A 25897-nucleotide genomic window follows, 5' to 3' on the forward strand; every position below is an offset into this window, starting at 1 on the left:
TATAGTGCCTTCAGCTTTTTCGCCGCCCGACAAATAAAAGAACCGAGACAGGCGCATTCAACCAAACGCGGGACTGCACAACATGATCGAATACATAATCGGCGTCGACGGCGGGGGCAGCGGAACCCGCGTACGCCTGGCGCGCCTCGACGGCCAGGAACTGGCGCAGGGACAAAGCGGCCCTTCCGGCCTGGGACTGGGCATCGAACGGGCCTGGACTTCCGTGGCGCATGCCGTCACCCTGGCCTTCCGCGCCGCCGGCCTGGAACAGCCGCCGCTGCAGCGCATGGCCATCGGCCTGGGCCTGGCCGGCGTGCACAACAAGCAGTGGGCCGCCAGCTTCGTCGAACACAATCCCGGCTATGCCTTTGTGGCACTCGAATCCGATGCCCTGACCACCCTGCTGGGCGCGCACGCGGGCCAGCCGGGCGCCATCGTTGCCATCGGCACGGGCAGCGTGGGCGAAGTGCTGCACGCGGACGGCAGCCGCCATGAAGTGGGCGGCTGGGGCTTCCCCTCGGGCGACGAGGCGGGCGGCGCCTGGATCGGCATGCGCGCCATCAACCACGCGCAGCAGGTGGTCGACGGGCGCGTGCCCGGCAGCGCCTTCGCCACGGCCATCATCGATGCCTGCGGCGGCCAGCGCGACGCCATGCAGGTGTGGCTGGCCGCCGCCAGCCAGACCAATTTCGCGCAACTGGCGCGGCTGGTGCTCGAACACGCGGCCAGCAATACGGTGGCGCGCACCATCCTGACGGATGCGGGGCAGCAGATCGCCCTCATCGCCAGGGCCCTCGATCCGGCTGGCACCTTGCCCGTGGCCCTGTGCGGCGGCCTGGCGGCGCCCTTGTCGAGCTACCTGCCGGCGGACTTATTGCAACTGGTCGTGCCGGCACAGGGCGACTCGGCCGCAGGCGGCCTGCGCCTGATACGCAAGTACTTGCAGGAGCAATGACCATGCTGGCCAAACTGTCCGCCTTCAAACCCAATCCGGCCAGCGACACGCCGCTCTACATGCAGCTGGCGAACATGCTGTCGGACGGCATCGCCAGCGGCGACTGGCGCGCCAACCAGGCCTTGCCTTCCGAGCGCGTGCTGTCGGACATCCTGGAAATTTCGCGCGTCACGGCGCGCAAGGCCATCGACATGCTGTGCGACCGGGGCATGCTGACGCGCAAGCGCGGCTCGGGCACCTACATCACGCCCAAGCTGGAACAGCCGCTGTCGCGCCTGACGAGCTTTTCGGAAGAGTTGCGCCAACGGGGGTTTACCGCCGGCTCGCGCTGGCTGCAGCGCGATATCGGCTCGGCCGCGCCGCTGGAGCTGCTGTCGCTGGGATTGTCGCCGCACATGCCGGTGGCGCGCTTGCGCCGCCTGCGCACGGCCGACGAAGTGGTGATGGCGATCGAAACGACCACCATCCCCGCGCTCTACATGCCGGACCCGCAGCAGGTGACCGATTCGCTGTACGGCTACCTGGAGTCGCGCGGCACCATCCCGATGCGCGCGCTGCAGCATATCCGCGCCGTCAACGCCACGGCGGAACAGGCCAAGCTGGCCAATATCAAGACGGGTGAAGCCATGCTGCACATCACCCGTGTCAGTTATCTCGACAACGGCGCAGCGGTGGAACTGACCCACTCGTATTGCCGCAGTGATTATTATGAATTCGTAGCGGAGTCGCGCAGATGAGCAGCACTATCAAAGGCAATATCCTTACCCCCGGCGGCTGGATCCACGGCGCCATCGCCTTCGGCGAGCGCGTCGACAGCATCACGGGCGAATCCCTTCACCCGTCGGGCAACAGCGACGACTATATTTTGCCGGGCTTTATCGACCTGCACGTGCACGGCGGCGCCGGCAAGGACATCATGGAAGGCGGCGAAGCCGTCTACACCATCGCGGCCATCCATGCGCGCCACGGCACCACCAGCCTGCTGGCCACCACCATGACGGCGCCGCCGGAAGATATCGACATGGCCCTGACGGCCATCGGCATCGCCGCCAACCACCGCCGCCCGAACACGGCGCGCGTGCTGGGCGCCCACCTGGAAGGTCCGTACATCAATTCCGGCAAGCTGGGGGCGCAGCCGAACTATGCGCGCGCCGCCAACCTGGCCGAAATCGAACGCCTGCAAACCCTGGCCAAGCTGCGCGTCATCACCGTCGCGCCGGAAATCGCCGGCCACCTGGACCTGGTGCGCGCCCTGGCCGATGCCGGTGTGCGCGTGCAGATCGGCCACACGCTCGGTTCCTATGAAGACGGCGTGGCCGCGCTGGAACACGGCGCCATGGGTTTCACGCATCTGTTCAACGCCATGAGCGGCCTGCACCACCGCGAGCCTGGCATGGTCGGCGCCGCCCTGGCGCACGCCGAATACGCCGAACTGATCCCCGACCTGCTGCACGTGCATCCGGGCGCCATCAAGGTGGCCCTGCGCGCCATCCCGCGCCTGTACTGCGTCACCGATTCGACCGCCGCCACCGGCATGCCGGACGGCGAATACATGCTGGGCCGCCACGCCGTGCAGAAATGCATGGGCGGCGTGCGTCTGCCCGACGGCACGCTGGCGGGCAGCACCCTGACCCTGGACCAGGCGCTGCGCAACCTGGTGGGACTGGGACTGGACCTGGCCGACGCGTCCAAGCGCGTGTCGACCAACGCCGCCGATTACCTGGGCCTGGAAGAACGCGGCCGGCTGGCCCCCGGTACTTACGCCGATCTGGTGGTACTCGATCGCGATCTCAAACTCAAAGCTGTGTATATAGAAGGAGAAATCTGTGACCTCAATGATGCTTAAAGAAGCCATTTCCGCCGCCGAATGCGTCGCCCTGCAACTGGCCAGCGACACGGAACGCTACGCGGAACTGGGCCGCAAATTGAGGAGCACCTCGTTCTCGACCGCGCTGACCATCGCGCGCGGCAGCTCGGACCACGCCTGCAACTACGTCGCCTACCTGATCATGGCGCGCCTGGGCCGTGTCGTCGCGTCCCTGCCGATGTCGCTGGTGACCCTGAACAAGTCGCCGCTGGTGACGCGCGACACGCTGGCCATCTCGATTTCGCAATCGGGCCAGAGCCCTGACGTGGTCGAGCCGATCCGCTATTTCCGCGACGGCGGCGCCACCACCGTGGCCCTGGTCAACGATATCGAGTCGCCGCTGGCGCACGCCGCAGAATGGGCCATGCCCCTGCGCGCCGGCAAGGAACAAAGCGTCGCCGCGACGAAGAGCTTCATCACCAGCCTGGTCGCCGGCGCGCGTATGGTGGCCCAGTGGCAGAACGACCCTGAACTGCAGGCGGGCCTGGAAGCGCTGCCTGAAGCGCTGCTCGAAGCGACCCGCGTCGACTGGTCGCCCGCCATCGACGTGCTGGCTCCGGCCCGCAACATCATGGTCGTGGGACGCGGCATCAGCTTCCCCGTGGCGCTGGAAGCGGCGCTGAAATTCAAGGAAACCTCGGCCCTGCAGGCGGAAGCCTTCAGCGGCGCCGAAATCAAGCACGGCCCGATGGCCCTGATCGAAGACGGTTACCCGCTGCTGATTTTCGCCACGCGCGGTCCGACGCAAGCCGGCCTGCTGCAGCTGGCAACGGAGATGCGCGGCCGTGGCGCCAAGGTCTTGCTGGCGGCGCCAAGCGATGTGGCCGAGCGCGACCTGACCCTGCCCGTGGCGGCCACGCCGGACCTCGACCCGATCGTCGCCATCCAGTCCTTCTACGTGATGGCGGCGAAACTGTCGGCCGCGCGCGGCATGGACCCGGATGCGCCGCGTCACCTGAGCAAGGTCACGAAAACCAATTAAGCAGTACCCGGCAACCCGCCCCCGGCACGGGGCGGGGCTGCCGGCAGAAGCACCCGAATATAAGCGACGGCAAGGGCATGTACCCGCGCCGCGGACTCATGGACATTGGAGCGCCACGCTCCAGGATAAAAATGACGATCAAGAGACTGTTGGCGGTTGTTGCCTGCGCGGGCCTGCTCGCGCCGCAGGCATGGGCTGCCGAGAAAATCGAATTCTGGACCTTCAGCATGAAGCCCAAGTTCACGCCGTATTTCAATGCGGTGGTGGCGCGCTATGAGGCGCAGAATCCCGACGTCAAGATCGAATGGATCGACTTCCCGTGGGACGTCATCCAGACCAAGCTGGTCACGCGCATCGTGGCCGGCACGCCGCCCGCGCTGGTCAGCCTGAACGTGCCCTGGGCCGACGAATTTGCGCGCGACGGCTTGCTCACGCCCGTCGATGGCCTGATCAAGGAAGCGCGCGCCAGCTACATTCCCAGCGCCCTGGACGACTTGCGCTTCAAGGGCCGCACCTACGGCTTTCCCATGTACAGCAATGTCGCGGTGATCGCCTTCAATACCGCCATTTTCAGGCAGGCGGGACTCACGCGCGGCCCCGCCAGCCTCGATGAACAGCTGGCGTACGCGCGGCAGATCGCGCAACGCACGGGCAAGGCCGGCATCGCGCCCGCCCTGTCGAAGATCGATGGCCTGTTCATGCAGCAGGGCCTGGCCGTCATCACCGGCAACCGCGCCGTCTTCAATTCGCCGCAGCACGTGGCGCTGGTGCAGAAACTGGCCGACACCTATAAAGTGGGCGGCCTGCTGAAGGAAAGCCTGTTCGCCGAAGACAATTTCCCCGCCGTGATCGACGCCTACAAGGGCGGCCGCCTGGGCATGCTGCTGGCGCCGCCCACGGCCATGCAGCGCATCCGCGGCGATGCGAAAGACATCTACGCCATCACCGACGTGGCGCCCGCGCCGCTGGGCCCGACCGGCATCGCCGACGGCGGCTGGCTGGTCCACTTCGCCATTCCGAAAGGCGTGCCGGCGCGCCAGCTGCCATCGGTCGGCAAGTTCGCGCGCTTCCTGACGAACGACGAAAACCAGCTGGCGTTCGCGCGCCAGGCCAGCGTCTTCCCCACCACGGTGAAAGCGGCGGCCGACCCGTTCTTCCTCGCCACGCCGCAGAACGCGGGTGCGGCCGAAAAGGCGGTGGCCGCCGGCGCCCTGTCGATGGGCCACTCGCGCACCCTGTACGTGGCCGGCATCGACGACTACGACGAGTTGCGCCGCTCGCTGGTGAAAGCCGTCGAGGCGGGCGTGACGGGCAAGCAGGATGTGAAGCAGGCGCTGGACCAGGCCGTCGCCATCTGGAACCGCAAGCTGGCCACCCTGCCGCGCCACTGAGGACGCCATGAAACTTACCCACCGCCATACCGTGCAAGCCTGGCTTTTCCTCACCCCCGCCCTGCTGCTGCTGGCCGCCTTTTCCTTCTGGCCCGTCGGCTACGGTTCCGTACTGGCCTTCACCGATTACAGCCTGATACGCGAGACGCGCTTTGTCGGCCTCGATAACTTCCGCTACATCTTCAACAACGAGATGTTCGTCTCGGGCCTGAAAAACTCGCTGATGTTTTTGCTGATGGTGCCCTTCGTGCAAGTGGGCGCCATCGTGCTGGCCGTGCTGGTGAACAACCGCCTGCCCGGCATCCGCCTGTTCCGCGCCGCCTTCTACGTGCCCGTGGTGACCACCGTTTCCGTGGTCGGCATCATGTGGGGCTTCATGTTCCACGAACAGGGCGCGCTGAACTACGTGATGATGACCTTGAAGCTGGTGAACGCGCCCGTGGGCTGGCTGTCGAACGACAGCCTGGCCCTGTTTGCCGTGATGTTCGTCACCTTGTGGCGCGGCCTGGGCTGGTACATGGTGATGTATCTGGCGGCCCTGCAATCGATCCCGTCGGACATGCAGGAAGCGGCCATGCTCGATGGCGCCAACCGCTGGCAGCGTTTCTGGAAGATCACCGTGCCGATGCTGCGCCCCACCATCATGCTGTGCTCCATCCTGTCCGTGCTGGCGGCCCTGAAGGCTTACCAGGAAGTCGATGTGCTGACCCAGGGCGGCCCGATGAATTCCACCTTCACGGCGCTGTACTACGCGTATGACCAGGGCCTCAAGCACTTGAAACTGCCGCGCGCGCTGGCGGCCAGCTTCGTCGTCTCGCTGTTCTGCATCGGCATCGCCCTGCTGTGTCTGCGCTACCTCAAACCCAAGCACCGCTGACAGGGGAATGACCATGAAAACCCGTTCCCGCTCCCTGAAAACGCGCCTGCACATACTGGGCCACTATGCCGTGCTGTGCGCGATCGCCGTCGTCTGCGTCTTCCCCTTCTGGTGGACCCTGGTGACGGCCATTTCCACGGAAGGCAATATCTTCGCCTTCCCGCCCACCTTCTGGCCGAAGGCGCCGTCCTTCGACAACTTCATCGAAGTGTTCAATGCGATCCCGATCTGGTCGTTCTTCAAGAACTCCGTGCTGATCGCCGTGTTCACCGTATTCTGGAAACTGCTGCTGTGTTCACTGGCCGCGTATCCGCTGGCGCGCCTGAAATTCCGTGGCCGCAAGCTCGTGTTCGGCCTGATCCTCGCCACCCTAGTGCTGCCATCGGAAGTGAACTTCCTCGTCAACTTCATCACCATCACGCAAATGAGCCTGGTCGACACCTACACGGGCGTGATCCTGCCCAACGTGGTGACGGCCGTGGCCATCTTGCTGCTCAAGCAGGCGTTCGAGGAAGTGCCGCAAGACCTGATCGACGCGGCGCGTGTCGATGGCGCTACCGAGTGGGTCATCTTCAGCCGCATCATGCTGCCGCTGATTACGCCATGGCTGGCCACCGTCGGCATCCTGACGGCTGTCGAATCGTGGAATGAATACATCTGGCCCTCCATCGTCATGAGCAAACCCGATGAATTCCCCCTGTCGGTGGGCGTGCTGTACTTGCGCGGCACCTTCGGCAGCAGTACGCGCGTGATCGCCGCCGGCACCCTGATCACCATCGTGCCGACCCTGCTCGCCTTCCTGTTTACCCAACGCTTCTTCATGCGCGGCATGGACGGCGCAGTCAAATGAAAACGTCTCTCGATAAGGAAGCCCCCATGCACGACCAGCGCATCAGCATCAGCAAAAAAGTCCGCAGCCCGATTTCCTGGGTGCCCACCTTGTACTTCGCCCAGGGCTTGCCGTTCTACGCCGTGGCCCTGGTGGCCGGCCTGATGTTCAAGAGCATGGGCGTGCCGAACGACCAAATCGCCCGCTGGACGGGCCTGATCGGCTTTGCCTGGGTCTTCAAGTCGCTGTGGAGCCCCTTCCTGGAACTGGCGTCGAGCAAGAAGACCATGGTGGTGCTGTTCCAGTTCGCCGGTGGCCTGAGCCTGGGCCTGATCGCGCTGGCCCTGCAAACGCCGCTGTGGTTCGCCGCCTGCATCGCCGTGCTGTTCGTCGCCGCGCTGGCCTCGTCCACGCACGACATCGTCTGCGACGGCCTGTATATCGCCAGCCTGTCGGACAAGCAGCAGGCGGCCTACGCGGGCTGGCAAGGCGCCTTTTTCAATGCGGGCAAGTTCATCTCGCTGGGCGGCCTGGTGATCCTGGCCGGCTACCTGGAGAAAAAAATCGGCATCAAGCCCGCCTGGTCGGTGATCTTCCTGATCATCGGCGCCATGATGCTGTCGCTGGCCGCGTACCACCTGTGGGCGCTGCCGCAGGTGCGCAATGCGGCCGTGGCCGACAAGAGCGTGGCCGGCATCAGCCGCACCCTGTGGGACGTGCTGGTGGACTTCCTGAAAAAGCCCGGCATCTGGGGCATGATCGCCTTCATCATCCTGTTCCGCGCCGGCGAGGCGCAAGTGCAGACCATCGGCCCGCTGTTCCTGCGCGAAGCGCGCGAACTGGGCGGCCTGGGCCTGTCGACGACGGAAGTGGGCGCCGTGTACGGCACGGCCGGCACCGTGGCATTCCTGCTGGGCAGCATCGGCGGCGGCTACTTCACTTCGTGGCTGGGCCTGAAGCGCGCCATGTTCTTCCTGATCCTGGCCATGAACTTGCCGAATCTGGTGTTCTATTACCTGAGCCACAGCATGCCCACCGACCTGACCCTGATCACGGCCGCGCTCAGCGTGGAGATGTTCGGCTATGGCTTCGGCTTCGTCGGCCTGATCCTGTTCATGATGCAGGTGGTCTCCGTCGGCAAATACCAGACGGCCCACTATGCGTTCGCTACCGGCGTGATGCAGCTGGGCTTCGTGCTGTTCAAGATGATCAGCGGCGACATCCAGACGGCGCTCGGCTACAAGACGTTTTTCCTGTGGGTGCTGGTGTCGGCCGTGCCCGTATTGATCCTGTCGCGCTTCATGCGCATCGGCCCGAAGGATACCTCCGACCAGTCTGACGCCGGCGCCACGTCCGCGCCGGCCAGCGCAAGCTAGGAATCGCACAGTCCATGGCACACATCGCATTAAAGAATATCGTCAAGCTGTATGACGACAAGCACCCGGTCATCCACGGCATCGACCTCGATATCCGCGACGGCGAATTCGTCGTCTTCGTGGGGCCCTCCGGCTGCGGCAAATCGACCCTGCTGCGCATGATCGCCGGCCTGGAAGACATCACCGACGGCGAGCTGCATATCGGCGGCAAGCTGGCCAACGATATCGCGCCGGCCGAGCGGGGCCTGGCCATGGTCTTCCAGAGCTACGCCCTGTATCCGCACATGACGGTGTACGAAAACATGGCCTTCGCCCTCTCCCTGGCGGGACACAAGAAGGCCGAGGTGCGCGCCGCCGTCGAGCGCGCGGCCGACATCCTGCAGATCACGCCACTGTTGAAACGCAAGCCGAAGGACCTGTCGGGCGGCCAGCGCCAGCGCGTGGCCATCGGCCGCGCCATCGTGCGCAAACCACAGGTTTTCCTGTTCGACGAACCGCTGTCGAACCTCGACGCGTCGCTGCGCGTGCAGATGCGCGTGGAAATCTCGCGCCTGCACCAGGAACTGAAAACCACCATGATCTACGTCACGCACGACCAGGTCGAGGCGATGACCCTGGGCGAGCGCATCGTCGTCTTCAATGGCGGGCGCATCGAGCAGGTGGGCAGTCCGCACGCGCTGTATAACAATCCCGGCAACCTGTTCGTGGCCGGCTTCCTCGGCGCACCGAAGATGAACTTCATCGCTTGCACGGCCGTTGCCAGCGGCCCCGGCTCGGTGGCCGTGCGCCTGCCCGGCGGCGCCGTCATCGACGTCGAAGCGCAGGGCGGGAGCGTGGCGCCGGGCGACGGGCTGACCCTGGGCGTGCGCGCCGAGCATGTCAGCCTGCAGCACGGGGACAATGCGGACGGCAACGTAATCGACGCGGCCGTCAGCCATGTCGAATACCTGGGCGACGTGGCCATCGTCTACGCCAGCATGCCGGGCGTGGCCGAGATGCTGGCCGTCAAGCTGCCGGCCGAGGAAGGCTTGCGCCAGGCAGGCGACGCCATGCGCCTGCACCTGCCAGCGCAGCGCTGCCTGCTGTTCGATGCCGCAGGGCAAGCCCTGGCACGCACGTTTGCCGCACCCGCTCAGCCGTTTATGTGACAATAGCCGTTTTGTATCATGCCGCTTCTGTTTGACCTATGCAGGCAGAACGGCAGAAATGTGTTTTTCGAGCTTCCTTGCCCCTCTGGCAATGCCACTGCACGATGTTGCGGTTGCCAGTGCAGGTGCGTATTTTTGTTATTGATTGAAGGATTGACCATGTCCCAATTCCGTCTTGCCCGTCTTAGCCTGCTCCTGGCCGCCATCGGCCTGAATGTCCTGCCATCCCTGTCGCACGCGCAGGATGCCAAGCCAGCCGCCGCCGCGGCTGCCGCTCCGGCCGAATCGGTGCGCCCTGAAGTGTTCAAGCTGCTCGATCCGACCGCCGTGAAGGCATCGATGGATGCCAAGAACTACGCCGACGTGCAAAGCCGCATCGACCAGGCTGCCGCCATTCCGGCCCTGACGCCGTATGAAACGTTCGTGCTGAACCGCCTGCGCGTGGCATTGGCATCGGCCACCAACAATGCGCCCATGGCCATGACGGCACTGGAAGCGGTGATCGAATCGGGCAAGCTGGAAAAGAACGTCAAGGGCGATTTCATCCAGGCGCTGGCCAACTACCACTACAACGCCAAGGATTACCCGAACGCCATCAAATGGTTCACCCGCTACCAGACGGAAACGGGCGATGTCGCCAGCGTACGCAAGTACATCGTGCGCGCCTATTACCTGGGCAATGACTTTGCGCGTGCAAAGCAGGAATTGTTGGCCGATATCACGGCACAACAGCAAGCGGGCAAGACACCTAGCCTGGAAGAATTGCAATTGCTGGCCAACACGGGCTCGAAAAGCAAGGATCCGGCCACCTACCTGATCGCCATGGAAAACCTGGTGCGCTACTACCCGTCGGACGACTACTGGACCGACCTGCTGGGCCGTTTGCAGGGCAAGGCCGGCTATTCCGACCGCTTCGCGCTGGACGTGCTGCGCCTGCAATTCCAGGCCGTCGGCACCATGTCGCCGCAAGATTACAGCGACATGGCTGAAATCGCCTTGCAAAACGCCTTCCCGACGGAAGCGAAAAAAGTCCTCGACGCCGGCTTTGCCAAAGGCGTGCTGGGCACGGGCGCGAATGCGGCCAAGCACAAGAAACTGCGCGACCAGGCCAACAAGGCTGCCGCCGACGATGCGAAAAACATCGCCAGCGGCGAAGCGTCGGCCATGAAGAGCAAGGATGGCACGGGCTTGATCAACCTGGGTTACGCCTTCGTGACGATGGACCAGTTCGACAAAGGTATCGACCTGATCCAGAAAGGCATCGCCAAGGGCGGCCTGAAACGTGCTGAAGACGCCAAGCTGCGCCTCGGTTACTCCTACGCCATGGCTGGCAAGAAAGATGACGCCATCAAGGTCCTGGAAACGGTCAAGGGCGGCGACGGCGTGGGCGACCTGGCCCGCTACTGGATCCTGTGGCTGAACCGTCCTGCCACGGCAGCGGCGGCACCGGCAGCAGCGGCACAGTAATTCCCGCTCCGTCCAGCATGCGCAAGGCAGTTCCCGGCTCAGGCCGGGGCTGCTTTTTTTTCGACCTTTTTTCATCCTTCCATGCCGCCAGCCACTGTCGCCACCGCCACCGCCGCCGAACGATTGACCAGCCTGGACGCCTTTCGCGGCTTCGTGATCGTCACCATGATCTGGGTCAACTACCTGGCCGGCATGCCCGGCATTGCCTGGTGGCTCGAACATGCGGGGCCGCGCGCCGACGGCATCACCGCGCCGGACCTGGTCTTTCCCGGCTTTCTGTTCATGGTCGGCATGGCTATTCCGCTGGCATTGCAGCGCCATTGCGGCCACGTCACGCCAGCCCTGCTGGGACGCCTGCTGTGGCGCTCCGCCAGCCTGATGCTGGCGGGCGTGGTGCTGGCGAACGCCTACCGCTACGATGCGCAGGCGGCGCTGCTGCCGCACGCCGTGTATTTCCTGCTGTTTTACGTGGCCATGATCCTGCTGTGGCGCCAGGGTGCGGGCAAGCTTGAGCTGGCTGCGGGCGGCGCCCTGATGCTGTTCCTGCTGGCGACGTTCCGCGGTGAATTGAATGCGGAATTTTCCAGCACCTGGCTGCAACCGTCCTGGTGGGGCATCCTCGGCATGATCGGCTGGTCTTACCTGCTGTGCAGCCTGCTGTACCTGGCATGCCAGGGCAGCGGCACGGCGCTGATGGGCGTGCTTTCCCTGCTGATCGCGCTGTACATGGGCGGCACGGCGGGCAGCCTGGATTTCCTGCCGGCGGGTATCAACGGGGTTGTCAACGTGCCGCAAGTGCTCGGTTCGACGGCGGCCAATGTGCTGGCCGGCACCCTGGTGGGCCGGCTGTTCCTGCGCGGCGCGGCATTGAACCATGCCCAGAGGATACGTTTCATGGCGTGGTTCGCGCTGGGCCTGCTGGTGGCCGGCCTGCTGCTGCGGCCGTATCACCACATCAACAAGATCGCGGCAACGGAATCCTACACGCTCGTGTGCAGCGCCATCATCCTGGCCCTGTTCCTCGTGTTTTATGTCGTCATCGACGTGTGGCGCTGGCGCGCCTGGGCGGTGGTGTTATTGCCCGCCGGCACCAATGCCCTGTTCGCCTACATCGTGCCCGACCTGTGGCAACAACTGGCAACCGTGCTGCACCTGCCGCACTTCTGGTGGCCGTATCTGGAAACGGGCGGCGCGGCCGGCCTGTGGAATGCCGCCGCCGTCACCGCCCTGATGCTGCTCTTCACGGCCCTGGCCACACGCTATGGCCTGAAGCTGAAGTTCTAGCGCTAGACCTTGATATAGATCTTGCGCTTGTCCATGCCGTAGGCGATCAGCCAGCACAGCAGCATGAAGCTGACGGCAAACAGCAAGGAGCACACGCGCGCCGGCGCCCAGCCCGTAAACCACTGCTGGTACAGCCACTGGTACAGGTTGCCGCCACCGATGCGCACGGTAAACGCAATGATCACCAGCACTTCCGACACCAGGTAGATGAACAGGGTGTTCTTGCCGAAGACTTCAAAAAAATACGTCCAGCCCGTGATCTTGCGCACGTCGATGATGAACATCAGCAGCGCCAGCAGCAGCAAGTCCAGGCCGATACCCAGCATCACGTAAGAGCTGGTCCACAGCTTCTTGTTGATCGGAAACACTTCATTCCAGCACAGGGCCACCGCCACGCAAATGGCGCCGGCCACGGCCAGCTGATACAGGCTCGAGCGCAATTGCACCGGTGCCGCCTGGCGCAGGAAGCTGCCCGCCAGGTAGCCGGCAATCACATTGACAATCGAGGGCAAGGTACCGAGGATGCCTTCCGGATCGAAGGCGATGCCTTCGCCGTGGTACAAATGGCTGTCGCCCAGCAGGATCAGATCCAGCTTGGCCGGCGCGTTGCCGTGCAAGCTGTAGTCGCCCCAGGTCGCCAGGATGGCCCAATAGCCAAGCAAGGCGCAGGCGCTGAAGACCAGCGCGCCCCGCGTCTTCCAGTAATGGAGGATCAGGGCGGCGGCCAGGTAGCACACGGCGATGCGCTGCAGCACGCCGGGGATGCGCGTGTGCGACAGGGGCGACCAGGCGAACTGGCCCGCATCGTCGAGCTTGAAGAAGGGAAACCAGTACAGCAGGAAGCCCAGTAAAAAGATCAGCGCGCTGCGCTTGCACAACTTGGCCAGCACGGCGCCATGGCCCAGGTTTTCATACTTGCCCAGCGCAAAGGCCAGCGCATTGCCGACCACAAACAAAAAGCTGGGAAAGACCAGGTCCGTCACGGTAAAACCATGCCATTCGGCATGCAGGAACGGCGCATACACGCTGCCCCAGTCGCCCGGCGTATTGACGACGATCATCAGGGCGACGGTCAGGCCGCGCAGGACGTCGAGGGCGAGGTAACGCTGGTTCATGGCTGCGCCCCCTTCAGAATAGGCGCCAGGGCCGTGCCCAGCACCTGCTGCGCATCGCCGCTCAATTCCCAGAACATGCCACCGCGCAAGCCCTTGTCGCGGATATAGCGCACTTTACGGGCCACCGATTGCGCATCTTCATAGCTGATGAAAACGCCGCTGTCGCGGTTATACAGATACGGCACTTGCGATGCAGCATGCCAATGGCGCTGGAAACCGCGCGCGCCCTTGCCATCGACCAGGTAACCCTGCTCGAGCAGATGCCGGTACGTGAATGTCGGCGTACCGTCATTGCCGCTGGCCGCGCCCTGGCAAGGCTGGTACAGGCCGTCACCGCGGGGACCGGCGGCGCACTGCTTCCAGCCATAGCCATAGAAAGGCACGCCCAGCACCAGCTTGGCGGCAGGCACGCCGGCGCGCAGGAAGCGCGTCACGGTGGCGTCCGCGTGCAGCGCCTTGTCGCGCTGCGGGTCGGCGGGATCCGCATACAGGGGCGCCAGCTGGCCATTCTCGGCATCCCACACGCCACGGTAGTCATACGTCATCAGGTTGATCCAGTCCAGCTGCGCCGCCAGACGGACGATCCAGCCGGGCGCGGCGTCGCTGTCACCGGTCAGGCTGGCATGCGCGCCAGCGGCGATGGTGATCAGGTAATGGCGGCCGGCCGCCTGCTTGCCAGCCTGGTCGAAGGCGCTGCGCAATTCGGCAACCAGGCGCACATAGTTTTCCTTGTCATCGCCGCGGTGGCAGACCTTGCCTTCGATGCAGGGAATTCCCCCCGTGGCCGGATGCTCCCAGTCGATATCGACGCCATCGAGGCCATGCCGGCGCACCAGCTCCAGCGCGGAGGCGATGAATGCCCGGCGCGCGGCAGGCGTGGCGGCCACGTCCGAAAAGCGGTTCGACCAGATCCAGCCGCCCACCGACAACAGGACGCGCAGCCGCGGATTGCTGTGCTTGAGCGCATTGAGTTTGCGCAAGTTGTCGGCATCGGCTTGCGGTGCCGGCAGCACGATGCTGCCATTGGCCGGTCGGGACGGCTTGCCGTCCGCATCCAGGCAGGCGCTCACGCCGCCGCCATCGGGCGCGGGATTGCCATGTTCGCCATCCCAGCAGATGTCGGCGAACGCGTACTGGATCAGGCTGACATTGCCAGCGCGAATATTGTGCTCGTTAACGGGAAAATCGGCCGATTTCCAGCCGGGATAATAAGCCACCACTTCCGGCGCAAAGGCCGGTGCGGCAGGCGCGGCGGAGGCGGCCAGTGGCAGCGCGCAGGCGAAGCAAGCCAGCATTGCGTGTAATGTCATCGGATGTGTCCCACCATGTAAAGAAAACCATCTTGCAATAAAAAAATGGCGGAGCCAGCTGCGCTCCGCCATTGTCATGCCATCCCGGGTGTCCGCCGGGAGGCATCAACTACATAAAACGTCTTACATCTTGCCTTGCAGTGCCAGGTAGATCTGACGGCCGTTCTTGTAGAACGCGCCTGGCATGTCATCCGAACCTGGGGTCTTGATGGTCGAACGCGACAGTGGATTGTTCAAGTCCTTGCCGTCCAGGGTGATGGCCAGGTTTTCCGTCAACTGGTAGGCGATCGATGCGGACAGTCCGCCGATGCCAGCCTGGTAGGCGGCGCTGCGACGCGAGGTGCCGTTCAGGAATTCCGAACGGTAGCTGTACGTCAGGCGTGCGCTGAACTTGTCGTTTTCAAAGAACGCGCCAATGTTATACGCATTTTTCGAGGTGCCGATCATCGTGCATTCGCCGAAATCACCGCATGGCGAACCCTTGACGTTGCCCGTTTCCTTGCCATCGGTATAGGTGTAGTTGGCGTTCACGCCGAAGCCTGCTGGCAACGCTTGCACATACGACAGTTCCAGGCCTTTGACTTCCGCCGTGGTATTGGTTGGCGTGCCAACTTCATACTGGGTGAACTTGTTCTGCAACTGGTTGTAGAACGTCGTCACACCTTTGCCGTAGGTCACATAACCATCAAGCGACGAGTAGAAGATACCAGCCGAGACCATCGATTTTGGCGCGAAGTACCATTCCACGCCGATGTCGGCATTGTTCGAACGGATAGGACGCAGGTTAGGATTGCCGGCGTTGCCGTCGAGCTGGTTGTCGCGCAGATCCAGGCCAGCCATCATGCCCAGTTCAGGACGGGCCATGGTGCGGCTGATACCGAAACGGCCGATGATATCCTTCGTCACATCCAGGCGGAAGTTGGCGCTAGGCAAGAAATCGTTATACGTGTTGGTGTAGTTCTTGATTTCGTACTGGGCAGCCGGGTTCAGCTCGTAGCGGTTGACGTCTTCCTTGGTATGCACATAGCGCACGCCAAAGTTACCCGACAGGCCTTCCGTGCTGAAGTTCGCCATCGCGTACACCGACTGGGTCGGTTCCTTGATGTTGAACTCGGACTGGCGCAGGTTGCCTTCGTAGGTGGCGTTATCCTTGAGCCACTTGTTGACGCTCGCTTGCGAGAACGTCCAGTAGCCGGCGCCGTTCACGCCCAGGTCCTTGAAGTTGCTCGGGAACGAGGTCAGGCCATCCATCGGCAGGTTGGCGGTGACGCCCAGCGATGGCTTGGCGACGATGCCGATGGCGGTCAGGTCACGCTTGTGTTCCGCGACGCGGGCACCGAATTCCACCGACGAGATCGCTGGCAAGTCCAGTTTCAGGATACCGTCGATCTGGCCATAGGTTTCCTTGTCGTTCGCGGTGACGTGCGAACCGTAGGTGTAAGGCGTTGCCTGACGGCCGCCGATCGAGAACTTGTTCGCGCCCGGGGTATCGTAGATCACGCCATGGCTGGCGCCGTTCTGGGTGTAGCCGCCGCCCGTCCAAGGCATCCAAACGCCCAGCGCGCCGCTTTCCGTGTTGCCCACGCCTTTGGTCGTGCCGACTTTGCCCGAGAAGGTCAGGCGGTCATTGACGCGGTATTTGGCATCGATGTTGAAGAAGTCGGACTTGCTTTCCGCCACAGGACGGCTGAACTCTTCCTGCACTGCGCTGGAATAGCCGGCGCAGATGGCGCCGCAATTGGCTGGCACGGTGGTGTGCAGGCCGGTAACGATACCACCCTTGTAGGTGCCGCTGACGTTGCCGACAGGATAACCGCCCTTGCTGCCCGTTTCCAGGCCTACGGTCTGGATGAAGTTATGGTTGATGTTAGGCGCGTCGAGTTCGGAGTGGAACAGGGTGAAGTCCAGGGTCAGCGCGCTGCTCGGCTTGATCTGCACGTCGATCAGGCCGCCCTTGCGGGTGCGTTCCTGTTCGAACCAGGCGGTGCCGCCCATGTAGTTGACGCGGCCACCGGCCGAACCTGGCAAGGCGCCAGCGACTGCCGAATCCGCGGCAACGCCGTCATACCAGACGCCATTTTCCTGGCCAACACGGCTCAGTTTGCGCTTCTGATAGAAGCCCTGCAGCATCACACCCATGGTGTTGTTATCGTTCTTCCAGTTCAGCATGCCGCTCACTTGCGGATCTTTCTTGCCCGAGTTGGACGAGTACACGGCGCCCAGGCTGACCTGGCCCGTAATTTGTTTCTTGAAGTCCAGCGGTTTGCGCGATTCGATATCGATCACGCCCTGTGCGCCGCCTTCCAGCAGGTTCGCTTGCGAACCTTTGTGCACGGTGACGCGGCCGATCAGTTCGGAGGGGAACAGCGAGAAGCTGACGCTGCGGCCACCGCCGATGATGTTGTCGGCAAACCAGTCGCCGCTGCTGACCGAGTGGCCATTGAAGGTGGTCAGGGTCAGGCCGAACGGTGTGCCGCGCAGTGCCACGCGGTCATTTTCGCCAAAGCTGCCTTCGTTGCCGCCTGCGGCGGCGACGCTGACGCCGGGCACGCGTTGCAGCGAGTCGGCGATATTTTTGTCAGGCATCTTGCCCACGTCTTCAGCCGTGATCACTTCGACCAGGCTGTCGGAATTGCGTTTTTGGTTCAAGGATTGTTGCAGCGATGCACGGATACCCGTCACGACGACGGTCTGGCCTTCGTCAACTTCGGCCGCTGCTGCCGGCTTGGCTGCCACGGCTTCCTGCGCATGCGCCGAGAAACTCGCACCTGCCATCAACATAGCCACAGCAGCGGCGATAGGCGTCAAATTGCGTGCTGCAGAGCTAGCTGTCAAATTGCGTTTCATGTACTCCCCCTTGATTTAGGCTCCAGGATTGGATCCTTTTCATTTTTAATGTAGGTCTTCTTTCCAGCCGCCCACTCTCGCCGGCATGCTGCAGACCCTTCGGCACAACCACTTACAAAACCAATTCAACGCCAATATACTACTATCCAATACCAGAACACTACCAGTTGCAACTTTTTTTTTATAACGTTGCTTGAATCACACAGACCACTTTATCTAAATCAATCCGTAGCCCGTATGAGCGGACTAAATCCCGGCGAAGCCAGGCATAAATTGCTGGCATGACAATTCAAATTGGTTTTATAACGGCCTTTTTTGGTATTATCCAGCGACACAAAACAGATACAGAGCGCGTCTGCAACGCGCCGTAACGGAGACCCTCAGCGTATGACAACCCTGGCTCACATCATGCAAGGCCTGGGGCAGACGAGTAGCCTGCCCCTGTACCAGCAACTGCAGCGCGCGCTGCGCGAAGCGATCGACAAGCGCATCCTCGGCCCCGAGGAAGCCCTGCCGGCCGAGCGCCAGCTGGCCAGCGACCTGTCCGTCTCGCGCATCACCGTGCGCAAGGCCATCGATGGCCTCGTCAACGAGGGCTTGCTGGTGCGGCGCCCCGGCTCGGGTAATTTCATCAATACGCGCATCGAGAAAAATTTCGCCAAGCTGACCTCGTTTTCCGAGGATATGCGGGCACGCGGACGCACGCCGCGCAGCGTGTGGCTCAAGCGCGCGGAGGGCACCGTCACGCCGGAAGAGGCCTTGCGCCTGCGGCTGTCGCCGGGCGCGCCCGTGTACCGCTTCCACCGCATCCGCTATGCGGACGAGGTGCCGATGTGCCTGGAATACGCGACCATCGTCGCCAGCTGCCTGCCGAACCTCGACGCTGTCGATATCTCCATGTATGACGCGCTGGAACAGGCGGGCAACCGGCCCGTGCGCGCCTTGCAACGGCTCAGCGCCTTGTTGTTGACGGGGGAGCAGGCCAGCCTGTTGCAGGCGGAGGAAGGCGACGCGGGATTGTCGGTGGAAAGACTGGGCTTTTTGCGCGATGGCCGCGCCGTGGAATTTTGCCGCTCCTACTTCCGCGGCGATATGTATGACTTCGTGGCTGAATTAAGTACCAATTAATACCAGCTGCCCGAATTTCTGAATACCAGATAAAACCACTTATTGCAGTGCAATATATATGCCGGCATCGCGGCTATATATGCACGGCAATGGTGCAATCATCGGCGGCGATTATGTGGCTGCCTGCGCGGAATATAAAATAAGAGCGTGCAATACGCTTTTTGCGCATTGCAGCAAAACGGAGATTACCCGTCAGGAAGCGGGGGCGGCGCGGCGGCCCACGCCCAGCAAAATCACGCCCAGCACCACGCACAGCCAGCCGAATAGCGGCCCCAGCCATCCGGCCCAGGTAGCGACGCTCGGGTGCGCCGGCAGCGGCGCGAGCAAGGTACTGCCCGGCATGGCGCTGCTGGCCCGCTCCGCCAGCACGCGTCCATACGCATCGCTGACCGTCAGCACACCCTCGCGCGCCGCGCGCAGCACGGCATAACCGTTTTCCACGCCGCGCACCACCGTCATGCGCGCCCCCATCCAGGCGTCCAGCTGGAAATCCCAGGCCGGCACCAGCATCGCCTGCGCCCCGGCCGCGCCATACGCCTGTCCCAGGGGTGCGAAATGCATGTCCTTGCAGATGGCCAGTCCCATGGCCATCCCCGCTACCGGCTGCACGGCATAGGCGCTGCCAGCAAGAAACTCGCGCTCGGGCGGCGCCAGATGATGTTTTTGATAGCTGACAGGCGCGGCGCCATCGGGCGCGAACAGCCACGCCAGGTTGCGCCGGCCGGCAGCGTCCTGCACGCCGAGCCCCAGGGTGATCCACACGCCCGTGCTGCGCGCCAGCGCCTGGAAACGCTGTTGCACGGCGTCCGCCTGCGCTGGGGCCAGCACGGCTATTTTTTCCGGCAACAGCACCAGCCTGGCGCCCTGCCCGGCCAGTTCTTCGACATGGCGCGCGTACTGGTCCCAGATGGCTTGTGTGCGCGCTGGCGGCGTGGCCGGGCCGATAAAGTCATCGATAGCCACCAGCCCCGCCAGCGGCCCTGCCGGCGCCAGTGCCGGCGCGCCCTGCACGCGCCAGGCGCCGCCTGCCCAGGCGGCCGCCAGCAGCAGCGCGGCGGCACCGGCCGCCGGCACATACGCGCGCCCGCCGGCCAGCAGCAAGGCCAGCGCGGATGGCGCCAGGCACAGCAAAAACAGCAGGCCAGGCACGCCCGCCAGGGCCGCCACCTGCAGCACGGCAAGGTTATCCGCTTGCGAATACGCGAGGCTGCCCCAGTTACCGTCCGGCAGCAAGGCCGCCATCAGCGTATCGATGGCCACCCACAGCACGGGATAGGCCAGCACCGTCCAGGGCGCCCGGTAGCGCAGCACGAGGCGCCGCGCGGCCAGCACCACCAGCAGCCACAACAGTGCCTTGACGGCGATCACGGCCAGCACGGCCGGCAAGGGCATGAGCAGGCGGAAATAGGCATAGTTCGATGACAGGCCGAACACAGCGGCCAGGAACGTCATCCAGGCCGCATCGCGGCGCGACGAGCGCAGGGCCAGCCACAGCACGGGCAGCGGCGCGCACCAGGCCAACCAGCCCAGCGGCTGCGGTCCCAGCACCCAGTACAGGGGCAGGCCCGCCGCCAGCGCGGCGGCGGTTTGCAACAGGCGCTGGCGCAGCGCGGTGCCGCCGGCAAACGCAGCCGATGTAGTCAAGGTCGGGAACATGCTCATGCTTTCAAGGGGAGCCAGATTTCCACGCCGCCGATGCCGCTGGCGGGATCGAAATGCTGGTCGTAGCGTTCAAAATCGGGCGCGTCGGCCACTTCCAGCCCGGACTGGGGCAGCCATTCGTTCCACACCGTGTGCCAGGTGGCGCGGATGGTGGAAATATGCCCGCGGTGATGAAACACGGCGTAGCGCTGCGGCGCGATGCGCAGCCGCGTCCAGTTCTCGGAGGCCTGGGAAAAGTCGCTTACGGCAATGGCGCACAGGTAATCGAAATTGCCCGCGTCGTCATTATTGCAGCACACGCCATACACCAGCTGGCCGGGCGCCACATGGGGCAGGAAGCGCTGCCACAGGGCGGGGATGCCGGCAGCCGTTTCTGCGCGATAACGTTCGACTAAGCCCGCCACCAGCAAGGCGGGGCCCCGCTCGAAACGGGGCGCTTCCAGGGCCACGCCCGGCGCCACATCCATTTTGATGGCGTCCACCAGCGCGAGGTTGGCGACATGGCGCTGGGCGCGTACCCGCTCCGGCGTGATCTGGAACTGCTCGCGAAAGGCCCGCGTAAATGCCTCGTGGGAACTGTAGCCCGCTTCCAGCGCGACGGCGAGGATGTCTTGCGCGCCCTGCGCCAGCGCACGCGCCGCCTCGCTGAGCCGGCGCGCCCGCACATAGCGCATCACGGAATGGCCCGTGGCCAGGCCAAACGCACGCGTCAGGTGACACGGCGAGGCACCGCCCACATTGGCGATGTCACCGAGCGAGATATTCTCCGCATAGTGCGATTCGATATACCAGAGTGCCTTGGCCAGATAGTGCATGAACGCTTCCCGTTGAACGAGCAGCGACTGTAGCATTTTCGGGGGAAGTGGATTTGACTGGAATTGCGCAATACGGGCTTATTTCCGGGTGCGCTTTTCGTACACCAGCTGGCCGCTGCTGATGCGCGCCAGCTCGGCCATTTCCTGGGCCAGGAAGGCGAGCAGGTCGTCGATGCTGACGACGCCGGAGAGCGCGCCCAGGCTGTTGACCACGGGCAGGCGGCGGATGCCGTTGACGCGCATGCGTTCGATGATGTCATAGACGTCCTCGTCTTCGCTGGCGGTCAGCAGCTGCGCGCTCATGATGTCGCCCACCAGCAGGCTGGCGGGGTCGAGGCCCAGGGCAATGACGGAAATGACGATGTCGCGGTCGGTGAGGATGCCGATGGGGACGCGCTCGCCGTTCGGCTGCTCGGCCACGATCAGGTCACCCACGTGGTGCTGGCGCATCAGCAGCGCCGCGTCCTGCACGCTGGTGTCACGCTGGCAATGGATGGTGTGCAGGGTACAGATGTCGCCGATGCGCATGTCGCCACTCCGTTTGAGGCAGAGTGTCCACGCTACGCCAGCCCGCCGTGGCGGGCTTGAGGCACATCAATGAAACGGGTCTTACTTTTCTTCGGGGGGCGGCAGGAAGCAGGCTTCGACGATTTGCAGGTCGTTATCCTTGGCAAATTCGCGCACGAAGTGAAACGCCATCGGCTCGATCTCGCGCAACTTCGTGTTGACCACCACCGACTTGACGCCATTGACGACGGTCGGGCGCACGTAGGGCGAATACTGGAGGTGCGCATTGCGCCCGCCACCTTCGGGATTGAAACAGGACATCACTCCGCAAAGGCGCTCGGCCCAATCGCTGGGTCGGAATTGCTTGCCATTGCTGGTGAGACCAAGGATGAAGAACTCGTCTGAGAGTTCCCCTGTTTTTTGAGATAACTCGGCCATGTGGCTTGTCGGGACTGGATTGCGTGAATGGCCCCGGCGGGTAAGCCGGGCTGGTAATTCAACTACGTTTGCTGCGGTAAGCCAGTATTATATCTTATAGAAGACTTGGGTTCTACCTCGATCTGCCCTGACGATGCAAACAGGGGCCGGCACGCCTTGCGCGCCAGCCCCTATTTTAACCTTGTTCCACGCGCAAGGCGCATGGATGGCGCATGTGCGCCCGCGTCAGCCGAGGAAAACGGCGCCCGACATCAACAGCAGCAACAGCATCCACAGCAGCAAGGCGCGCCACACGAGGCCCACCGTACTCTGCAAGGCGCGCGCGCCCGGCTCTTCGCCTGGCAGGATATCGCTTTCGCTGTCGCTGTCATCGACGGCCATGTCCGGCGTGACGAGCACGCGGGCCGCCGTTTCCGCTGGCGTGCCCAGGCGCACGCCCATGGCGCCGCCGCCGGCCGTCAAAATGATGCCGATGGCCTCATCCTGCCAGCGCTGGGCGAAGTTGCGCCAGGCGTAGATGGCATCCTCGAAATTGCCGACCACGGCAAACGCCACGGCCGTCAGGCGCACGGGAATCCAGTCGATCCAGTAAAAGGCGCGCGCGGCGAACTGGCCGAAGGCTTCATTGCGCATGTGCTCGGGCTCGTTCCAGGCGCGCGCCAGGTATTCGGCCACGCGGTACATCACGGCACAGGCAGGGCCCAGCGGCATGAGGAACCAGAAGAACACGCCAAATACATTGCGGTGCGTGGTGACCAGGGCTTTTTCCACGGCGATGCGGGCGATTTCGCTCGCTTCCATGCCCACCGTGTCGAGCTTGGTCCACTCGGCCAGCAAGGTGCGCGCGGTCGCTTCGTCGCCGGCGCTCAGGGCCAGCTGGATCGACGTGAAGTAATGGCTGTAGTGGCGGAAGCCCAGGGTCAGGTAGACGATGAGGACGTTCCAGGCAAAGGCCAGCAGGGTCAGCTGATAATGCTGCAAGAGCCAGTAAATGCCGGCCGTCGGCACCATCAGCACGCCGATCATGAGGAACCAGCCCATGCGGCCATGGTTGGCGTGGCCAGCATTGAACCAGGTCTCCATGCGCATTGCCAGGCTCTTGATTTCGGCGTAGATCGGATTGTCCGCGCGCAAAGGTTTGAGCTGCTCGATCAGCAATGCGCAAAGTATGGAGAGAAATGTCATCAAACGTCCTTTTTGTCTTTTTCAGCAATACCGCAATGCCCGCTACGATAGCGCAGTGCAGTGCTGGAATCAAACTTATTACGTGCGGGGCGCCATTTTACGCGCGCAAGAGGTGAAACAGATTGCGCAGCATGCCGGCGGTGGCGCCCCAGATGTAGAAGCGCTCGTACGGCATGGCGTAGAACGAGCGCCGTCCGCCGGGCAATTCCACCGACAGGCGCTGATGGTTGAGGCCATCCATGAGGAAGACCAGCGGCACTTCGAAGATTTCCGCCACTTCGGACGGGTCGGCGCGCAGCTCGAACGGCGGCGTCACCAGGCCCACCACGGGCGTGACCTGGTAGCCGGTACCCGTCAGGTAATCGGGCAGGCAGCCCAGCACTTCGATATGCTCGCGCGCCAGGCCCACTTCTTCTTCCGTTTCGCGCAAGGCCGTGGCGATGGGCGACGCATCGAAGGCTTCGCTGCGCCCGCCTGGAAAGCTGACCTGGCCCGCATGGCTGCTCAGGTGGTCCGTGCGCATGGTCAGCAAGATGGTCAAGCCCTGTGGCCGTTGCACCAGGGGAATGAGCACGGCGGCGCGCACGGGCACGGCACGGGCGGAAAGAAAATCCTGGGTAATCTCGGGCTGCCAGTCAGGCTGTTCGGCCAGGCGCTGGCGCAGCCAGGCGGGCGTCAGGCGCACGGCGTCCAGCGCCGCCTCGCCGGCGATCGAATCGATGGCGAGTTGTTTTGGATCAAATGCGATAGTGGCCATGGCAGCTTGCCTCAATAGCAATTCAGAATAAAAAAAGGGGCACCATAACAGGCACCCCTTTTCCCAACGCAGACGCTGATATTACGCGCTTGCTTTCGCCACAACGCGGCGATTTGGCAATTTTTCTTTGATACGCGCCGATTTACCCGAACGCTCACGCAGATAGTACAGCTTGGCGCGGCGAACGTCACCACGGCGTTTCACTTCGATCGAAGCGATCAGCGGCGAGTACAGTTGGAACGTACGCTCAACGCCTTCGCCGGACGAGATCTTGCGAACGATGAAGTTCGAGTTCAGGCCACGGTTACGACGGGAGATAACGACGCCTTCGTAAGCCTGGGCGCGCTTGCGCGTACCTTCGACTACGTTGACGCTGACGATAACGGTATCGCCTGGTGCGAATTCAGGAATGGTTTTACCCAGACGAGCAATTTCTTCCTGCTCTAATTGTTGAATCAAGTCCATTTTTATAACTCCGAAAACCATCATGCCGGCGCACTGTGGATAGCAAGTATCCGCCCGGTAGAGGATGGGTATTACCAATTTGGGCAACATGCCCGGCACTGCAAGGCCACCCTGCTTGCCGTCCGAAAACGGCTTACAGGCTGGCCAGGAATTTTTCGTCGGTCTTGCTGAGCAAGCCGGCGGCACGCGCACTGACCAGCAGGTCAGGCCGCTTTGTCGCGGTCGCTTCCAGCATGCGCTGGCGGCGCCACTTGACGATCTCGGCATGGTTTCCACCCATCAAGACGGGCGGCACGGCCATGCCTTCATATGTTTCCGGCCGCGTGTAGTGCGGCGAATCGAGCAAGCCATTGACGAAGCTGTCCTCGACGGCCGATGCCTCGGTGTTCAAGACACCCGGCAACAGACGGATCACCGCATCCATCAGCGCCATGGCAGGCAATTCACCGCCCGACAGGACAAAGTCGCCGACGCTGATTTCTTCGTCGACGCAACGGTCCAGCAAACGCTGGTCCACGGCTTCATAGCGGCCACACAGGATCACCAAACCAGGTTCGGCTTTCAGTTGCGTGACGCGCTCGTGCGTCAACGGACGGCCTTGCGGCGACATGAACACCACGCGGGGCGCCGCCAGACCGAGGTCAAGCTGACGCTGCTTCGCGGCAGTAATTGTCGCTTCAAGGGGACGGGCCATCATCACCATGCCGGGGCCGCCGCCATACGGGCGGTCATCCACGGTACGGTGATTGTCGGTCGTGAAATCACGGGGATTCCACAACGACAAGCCACATTTCCCCTGCTCGAAGGCGCGCCGGGTCACACCCGACTGCGTCAGCGCGGCAAACATTTCCGGGAACAGGGTCACGACATCAAATTGCATCGTTCACCATCCTGCAAAGTTTGCCCGGCGCAAAGTTAAGCGCAGGCGGTTTAATAATCGAGGCCCCAGTCGACCGTGATCTTGCTGGCAGCCTTGTCAACGTTAATGACAAACTGGCCAACAAACGGGATCAGGCGCTCAGGCGCCTTTTCAACGGTCTCATCGGCAGTGGCGACGGGCGTGACGCGCAAGATCGACTGCGGACCATTGCTCATCATGTCGTGCACTGTGCCGAGGCACTCGCCTTGCAAATTCTCGACTGTCAGTCCGATCAGATCGGACCAATAAAATTCATCGGCCGTCAGCGTCGGGAAATGGCTACGCGGAATTTGCACAGAGACGCCTTTCAGCGCTTCTGCGGCATCCCGCCCGACCACACCCACCAGCTGGGCCACGACGTCGCCGCCGTGTAACTTCGCTTGCCTGACTTGAACATCATGCAAGGTCGGTTTATCAAACCACCAAGTTTTGACGTTTAATAATGCATCCGCATCTTCGGAGAAAGGAGTGACCCTGACTCCGCCAGCAATGCCATAAGCACCGGAGACATAGCCTACCTGTACCAGGTCATCGGGGACTTTCACCCCGGATGCAGTCTTGACCGTCAAACCA

General features: G+C 63.1%; 24 protein-coding genes. 12 read left to right on the forward strand and 12 right to left on the reverse strand.

From position 1 onward, the window contains the following. Positions 1-82 precede the first annotated feature (82 nt). From BLT98_RS22290 to BLT98_RS22340, 11 genes are all read left to right on the forward strand, one after another. Positions 83-955, forward strand: coding sequence for a glucosamine kinase nucleotide-binding domain-containing protein (locus BLT98_RS22290; RefSeq protein ID WP_092611580.1), 873 nt, complete (start codon positions 83-85; stop codon positions 953-955). A gap of 2 nt (positions 956-957) precedes the next feature. Then, a complete protein-coding gene (locus BLT98_RS22295) occupies positions 958-1692 on the forward strand; it encodes a GntR family transcriptional regulator (RefSeq protein ID WP_052140116.1) in 735 nt (244 codons plus the stop codon). Further along, positions 1689-2801 (forward strand): N-acetylglucosamine-6-phosphate deacetylase, encoded by a 1113-nt coding sequence (gene nagA, locus BLT98_RS22300; RefSeq protein WP_034781839.1) that lies wholly within the window; start codon positions 1689-1691, stop codon positions 2799-2801. The genes BLT98_RS22295 and nagA overlap by 4 nt, the downstream gene beginning before the upstream one ends. Next, on the forward strand, positions 2791-3804 hold the full coding sequence (locus tag BLT98_RS22305; RefSeq protein ID WP_034781837.1) for an SIS domain-containing protein: 1014 nt from the start codon (positions 2791-2793) through the stop codon (positions 3802-3804). Before nagA ends, BLT98_RS22305 begins: the two co-directional genes overlap by 11 nt. Positions 3805-3935: 131 nt before the next feature. After that, entirely contained in the window at positions 3936-5195 is a 1260-nt protein-coding gene (locus BLT98_RS22310) for an ABC transporter substrate-binding protein (RefSeq protein WP_092611583.1), read from the forward strand. Between the two features lie 7 nt (positions 5196-5202). Next, complete coding sequence (locus BLT98_RS22315; RefSeq protein ID WP_034781832.1) at positions 5203-6072, forward strand: carbohydrate ABC transporter permease; 870 nt, start codon at positions 5203-5205, stop codon at positions 6070-6072. A gap of 13 nt (positions 6073-6085) precedes the next feature. Next, complete coding sequence (locus BLT98_RS22320) at positions 6086-6922, forward strand: carbohydrate ABC transporter permease (RefSeq protein WP_070257507.1); 837 nt, start codon at positions 6086-6088, stop codon at positions 6920-6922. A 26-nt stretch (positions 6923-6948) separates the two neighbouring features. Next, positions 6949-8277: an MFS transporter gene (locus BLT98_RS22325; RefSeq protein ID WP_052140085.1), complete on the forward strand. Its 1329-nt coding sequence runs from the start codon at positions 6949-6951 to the stop codon at positions 8275-8277. A gap of 14 nt (positions 8278-8291) precedes the next feature. After that, on the forward strand, positions 8292-9425 hold the full coding sequence (ugpC, locus tag BLT98_RS22330) for an ABC transporter ATP-binding protein (protein WP_092611586.1): 1134 nt from the start codon (positions 8292-8294) through the stop codon (positions 9423-9425). Between the two features lie 159 nt (positions 9426-9584). Further along, positions 9585-10892, forward strand: coding sequence for a tetratricopeptide repeat protein (locus BLT98_RS22335; RefSeq protein WP_070257505.1), 1308 nt, complete (start codon positions 9585-9587; stop codon positions 10890-10892). Between the two features lie 81 nt (positions 10893-10973). Continuing rightward, positions 10974-12176: a DUF5009 domain-containing protein gene (locus tag BLT98_RS22340; protein ID WP_092611589.1), complete on the forward strand. Its 1203-nt coding sequence runs from the start codon at positions 10974-10976 to the stop codon at positions 12174-12176. Between the two features lie 2 nt (positions 12177-12178). Here BLT98_RS22340 and BLT98_RS22345 read toward each other — a convergent pair whose 3' ends face one another. The 3 genes from BLT98_RS22345 to BLT98_RS22355 form a co-directional block, all read right to left on the reverse strand. Further along, positions 12179-13291 (reverse strand): acyltransferase family protein, encoded by a 1113-nt coding sequence (locus BLT98_RS22345; RefSeq protein WP_092611592.1) that lies wholly within the window; start codon positions 13289-13291, stop codon positions 12179-12181. Next, a complete protein-coding gene (locus BLT98_RS22350; RefSeq protein ID WP_092611595.1) occupies positions 13288-14601 on the reverse strand; it encodes a glycoside hydrolase family 18 protein in 1314 nt (437 codons plus the stop codon). The genes BLT98_RS22345 and BLT98_RS22350 overlap by 4 nt, the downstream gene beginning before the upstream one ends. 123 nt (positions 14602-14724) lie before the next feature. Continuing rightward, positions 14725-17376 carry a TonB-dependent receptor gene (locus tag BLT98_RS22355; protein ID WP_170846469.1) on the reverse strand — a complete coding sequence of 884 codons (2652 nt, stop codon included), beginning with the start codon at positions 17374-17376 and terminating at the stop codon, positions 14725-14727. 459 nt (positions 17377-17835) lie between these two features. On the opposite strand from BLT98_RS22355, the gene BLT98_RS22360 reads away from it, so the two are divergent. After that, positions 17836-18576: a GntR family transcriptional regulator gene (locus BLT98_RS22360; RefSeq protein WP_034781815.1), complete on the forward strand. Its 741-nt coding sequence runs from the start codon at positions 17836-17838 to the stop codon at positions 18574-18576. Between the two features lie 192 nt (positions 18577-18768). Here the strand turns inward: BLT98_RS22360 and BLT98_RS22365 are convergent, their stop codons facing one another. The 9 genes from BLT98_RS22365 to rimM all read right to left on the reverse strand — a co-directional run bounded on the left by BLT98_RS22365 (position 18769) and on the right by rimM (position 25893). Beyond that, positions 18769-20238, reverse strand: coding sequence for a carbon-nitrogen hydrolase family protein (locus BLT98_RS22365; protein ID WP_092611601.1), 1470 nt, complete (start codon positions 20236-20238; stop codon positions 18769-18771). Further along, on the reverse strand, positions 20235-21053 hold the full coding sequence (locus tag BLT98_RS22370; protein ID WP_092611604.1) for an AraC family transcriptional regulator: 819 nt from the start codon (positions 21051-21053) through the stop codon (positions 20235-20237). The genes BLT98_RS22365 and BLT98_RS22370 overlap by 4 nt, the downstream gene beginning before the upstream one ends. 78 nt (positions 21054-21131) lie before the next feature. Beyond that, positions 21132-21581 carry a CBS domain-containing protein gene (locus BLT98_RS22375; RefSeq protein WP_035825422.1) on the reverse strand — a complete coding sequence of 150 codons (450 nt, stop codon included), beginning with the start codon at positions 21579-21581 and terminating at the stop codon, positions 21132-21134. A gap of 81 nt (positions 21582-21662) precedes the next feature. Then, on the reverse strand, positions 21663-21998 hold the full coding sequence (locus BLT98_RS22380; protein ID WP_029496213.1) for a DUF3579 domain-containing protein: 336 nt from the start codon (positions 21996-21998) through the stop codon (positions 21663-21665). A 225-nt stretch (positions 21999-22223) separates the two neighbouring features. Beyond that, entirely contained in the window at positions 22224-23183 is a 960-nt protein-coding gene (locus BLT98_RS22385) for a CobD/CbiB family protein (RefSeq protein WP_034759859.1), read from the reverse strand. Positions 23184-23280: 97 nt separating this feature from the next. Beyond that, entirely contained in the window at positions 23281-23940 is a 660-nt protein-coding gene (locus BLT98_RS22390) for a CoA pyrophosphatase (protein WP_034781809.1), read from the reverse strand. Between the two features lie 81 nt (positions 23941-24021). After that, the gene (gene rplS, locus BLT98_RS22395) at positions 24022-24405 is read right to left on the reverse strand and encodes a 50S ribosomal protein L19 (protein ID WP_010395528.1); all 384 of its coding nucleotides are present in this window, start codon (positions 24403-24405) and stop codon (positions 24022-24024) included. A gap of 133 nt (positions 24406-24538) precedes the next feature. Next, positions 24539-25285 (reverse strand): tRNA (guanosine(37)-N1)-methyltransferase TrmD, encoded by a 747-nt coding sequence (gene trmD / locus BLT98_RS22400; protein ID WP_092611607.1) that lies wholly within the window; start codon positions 25283-25285, stop codon positions 24539-24541. Positions 25286-25335: 50 nt separating this feature from the next. After that, positions 25336-25893, reverse strand: coding sequence for a ribosome maturation factor RimM (rimM, locus tag BLT98_RS22405; RefSeq protein ID WP_092611610.1), 558 nt, complete (start codon positions 25891-25893; stop codon positions 25336-25338). Between the last annotated feature and the right edge of the window lie 4 nt (positions 25894-25897).

The organism is Janthinobacterium sp. YR213 (assembly GCF_900099875.1).
In the GTDB taxonomy this organism is placed as follows: domain Bacteria; phylum Pseudomonadota; class Gammaproteobacteria; order Burkholderiales; family Burkholderiaceae_D; genus Janthinobacterium; species Janthinobacterium lividum.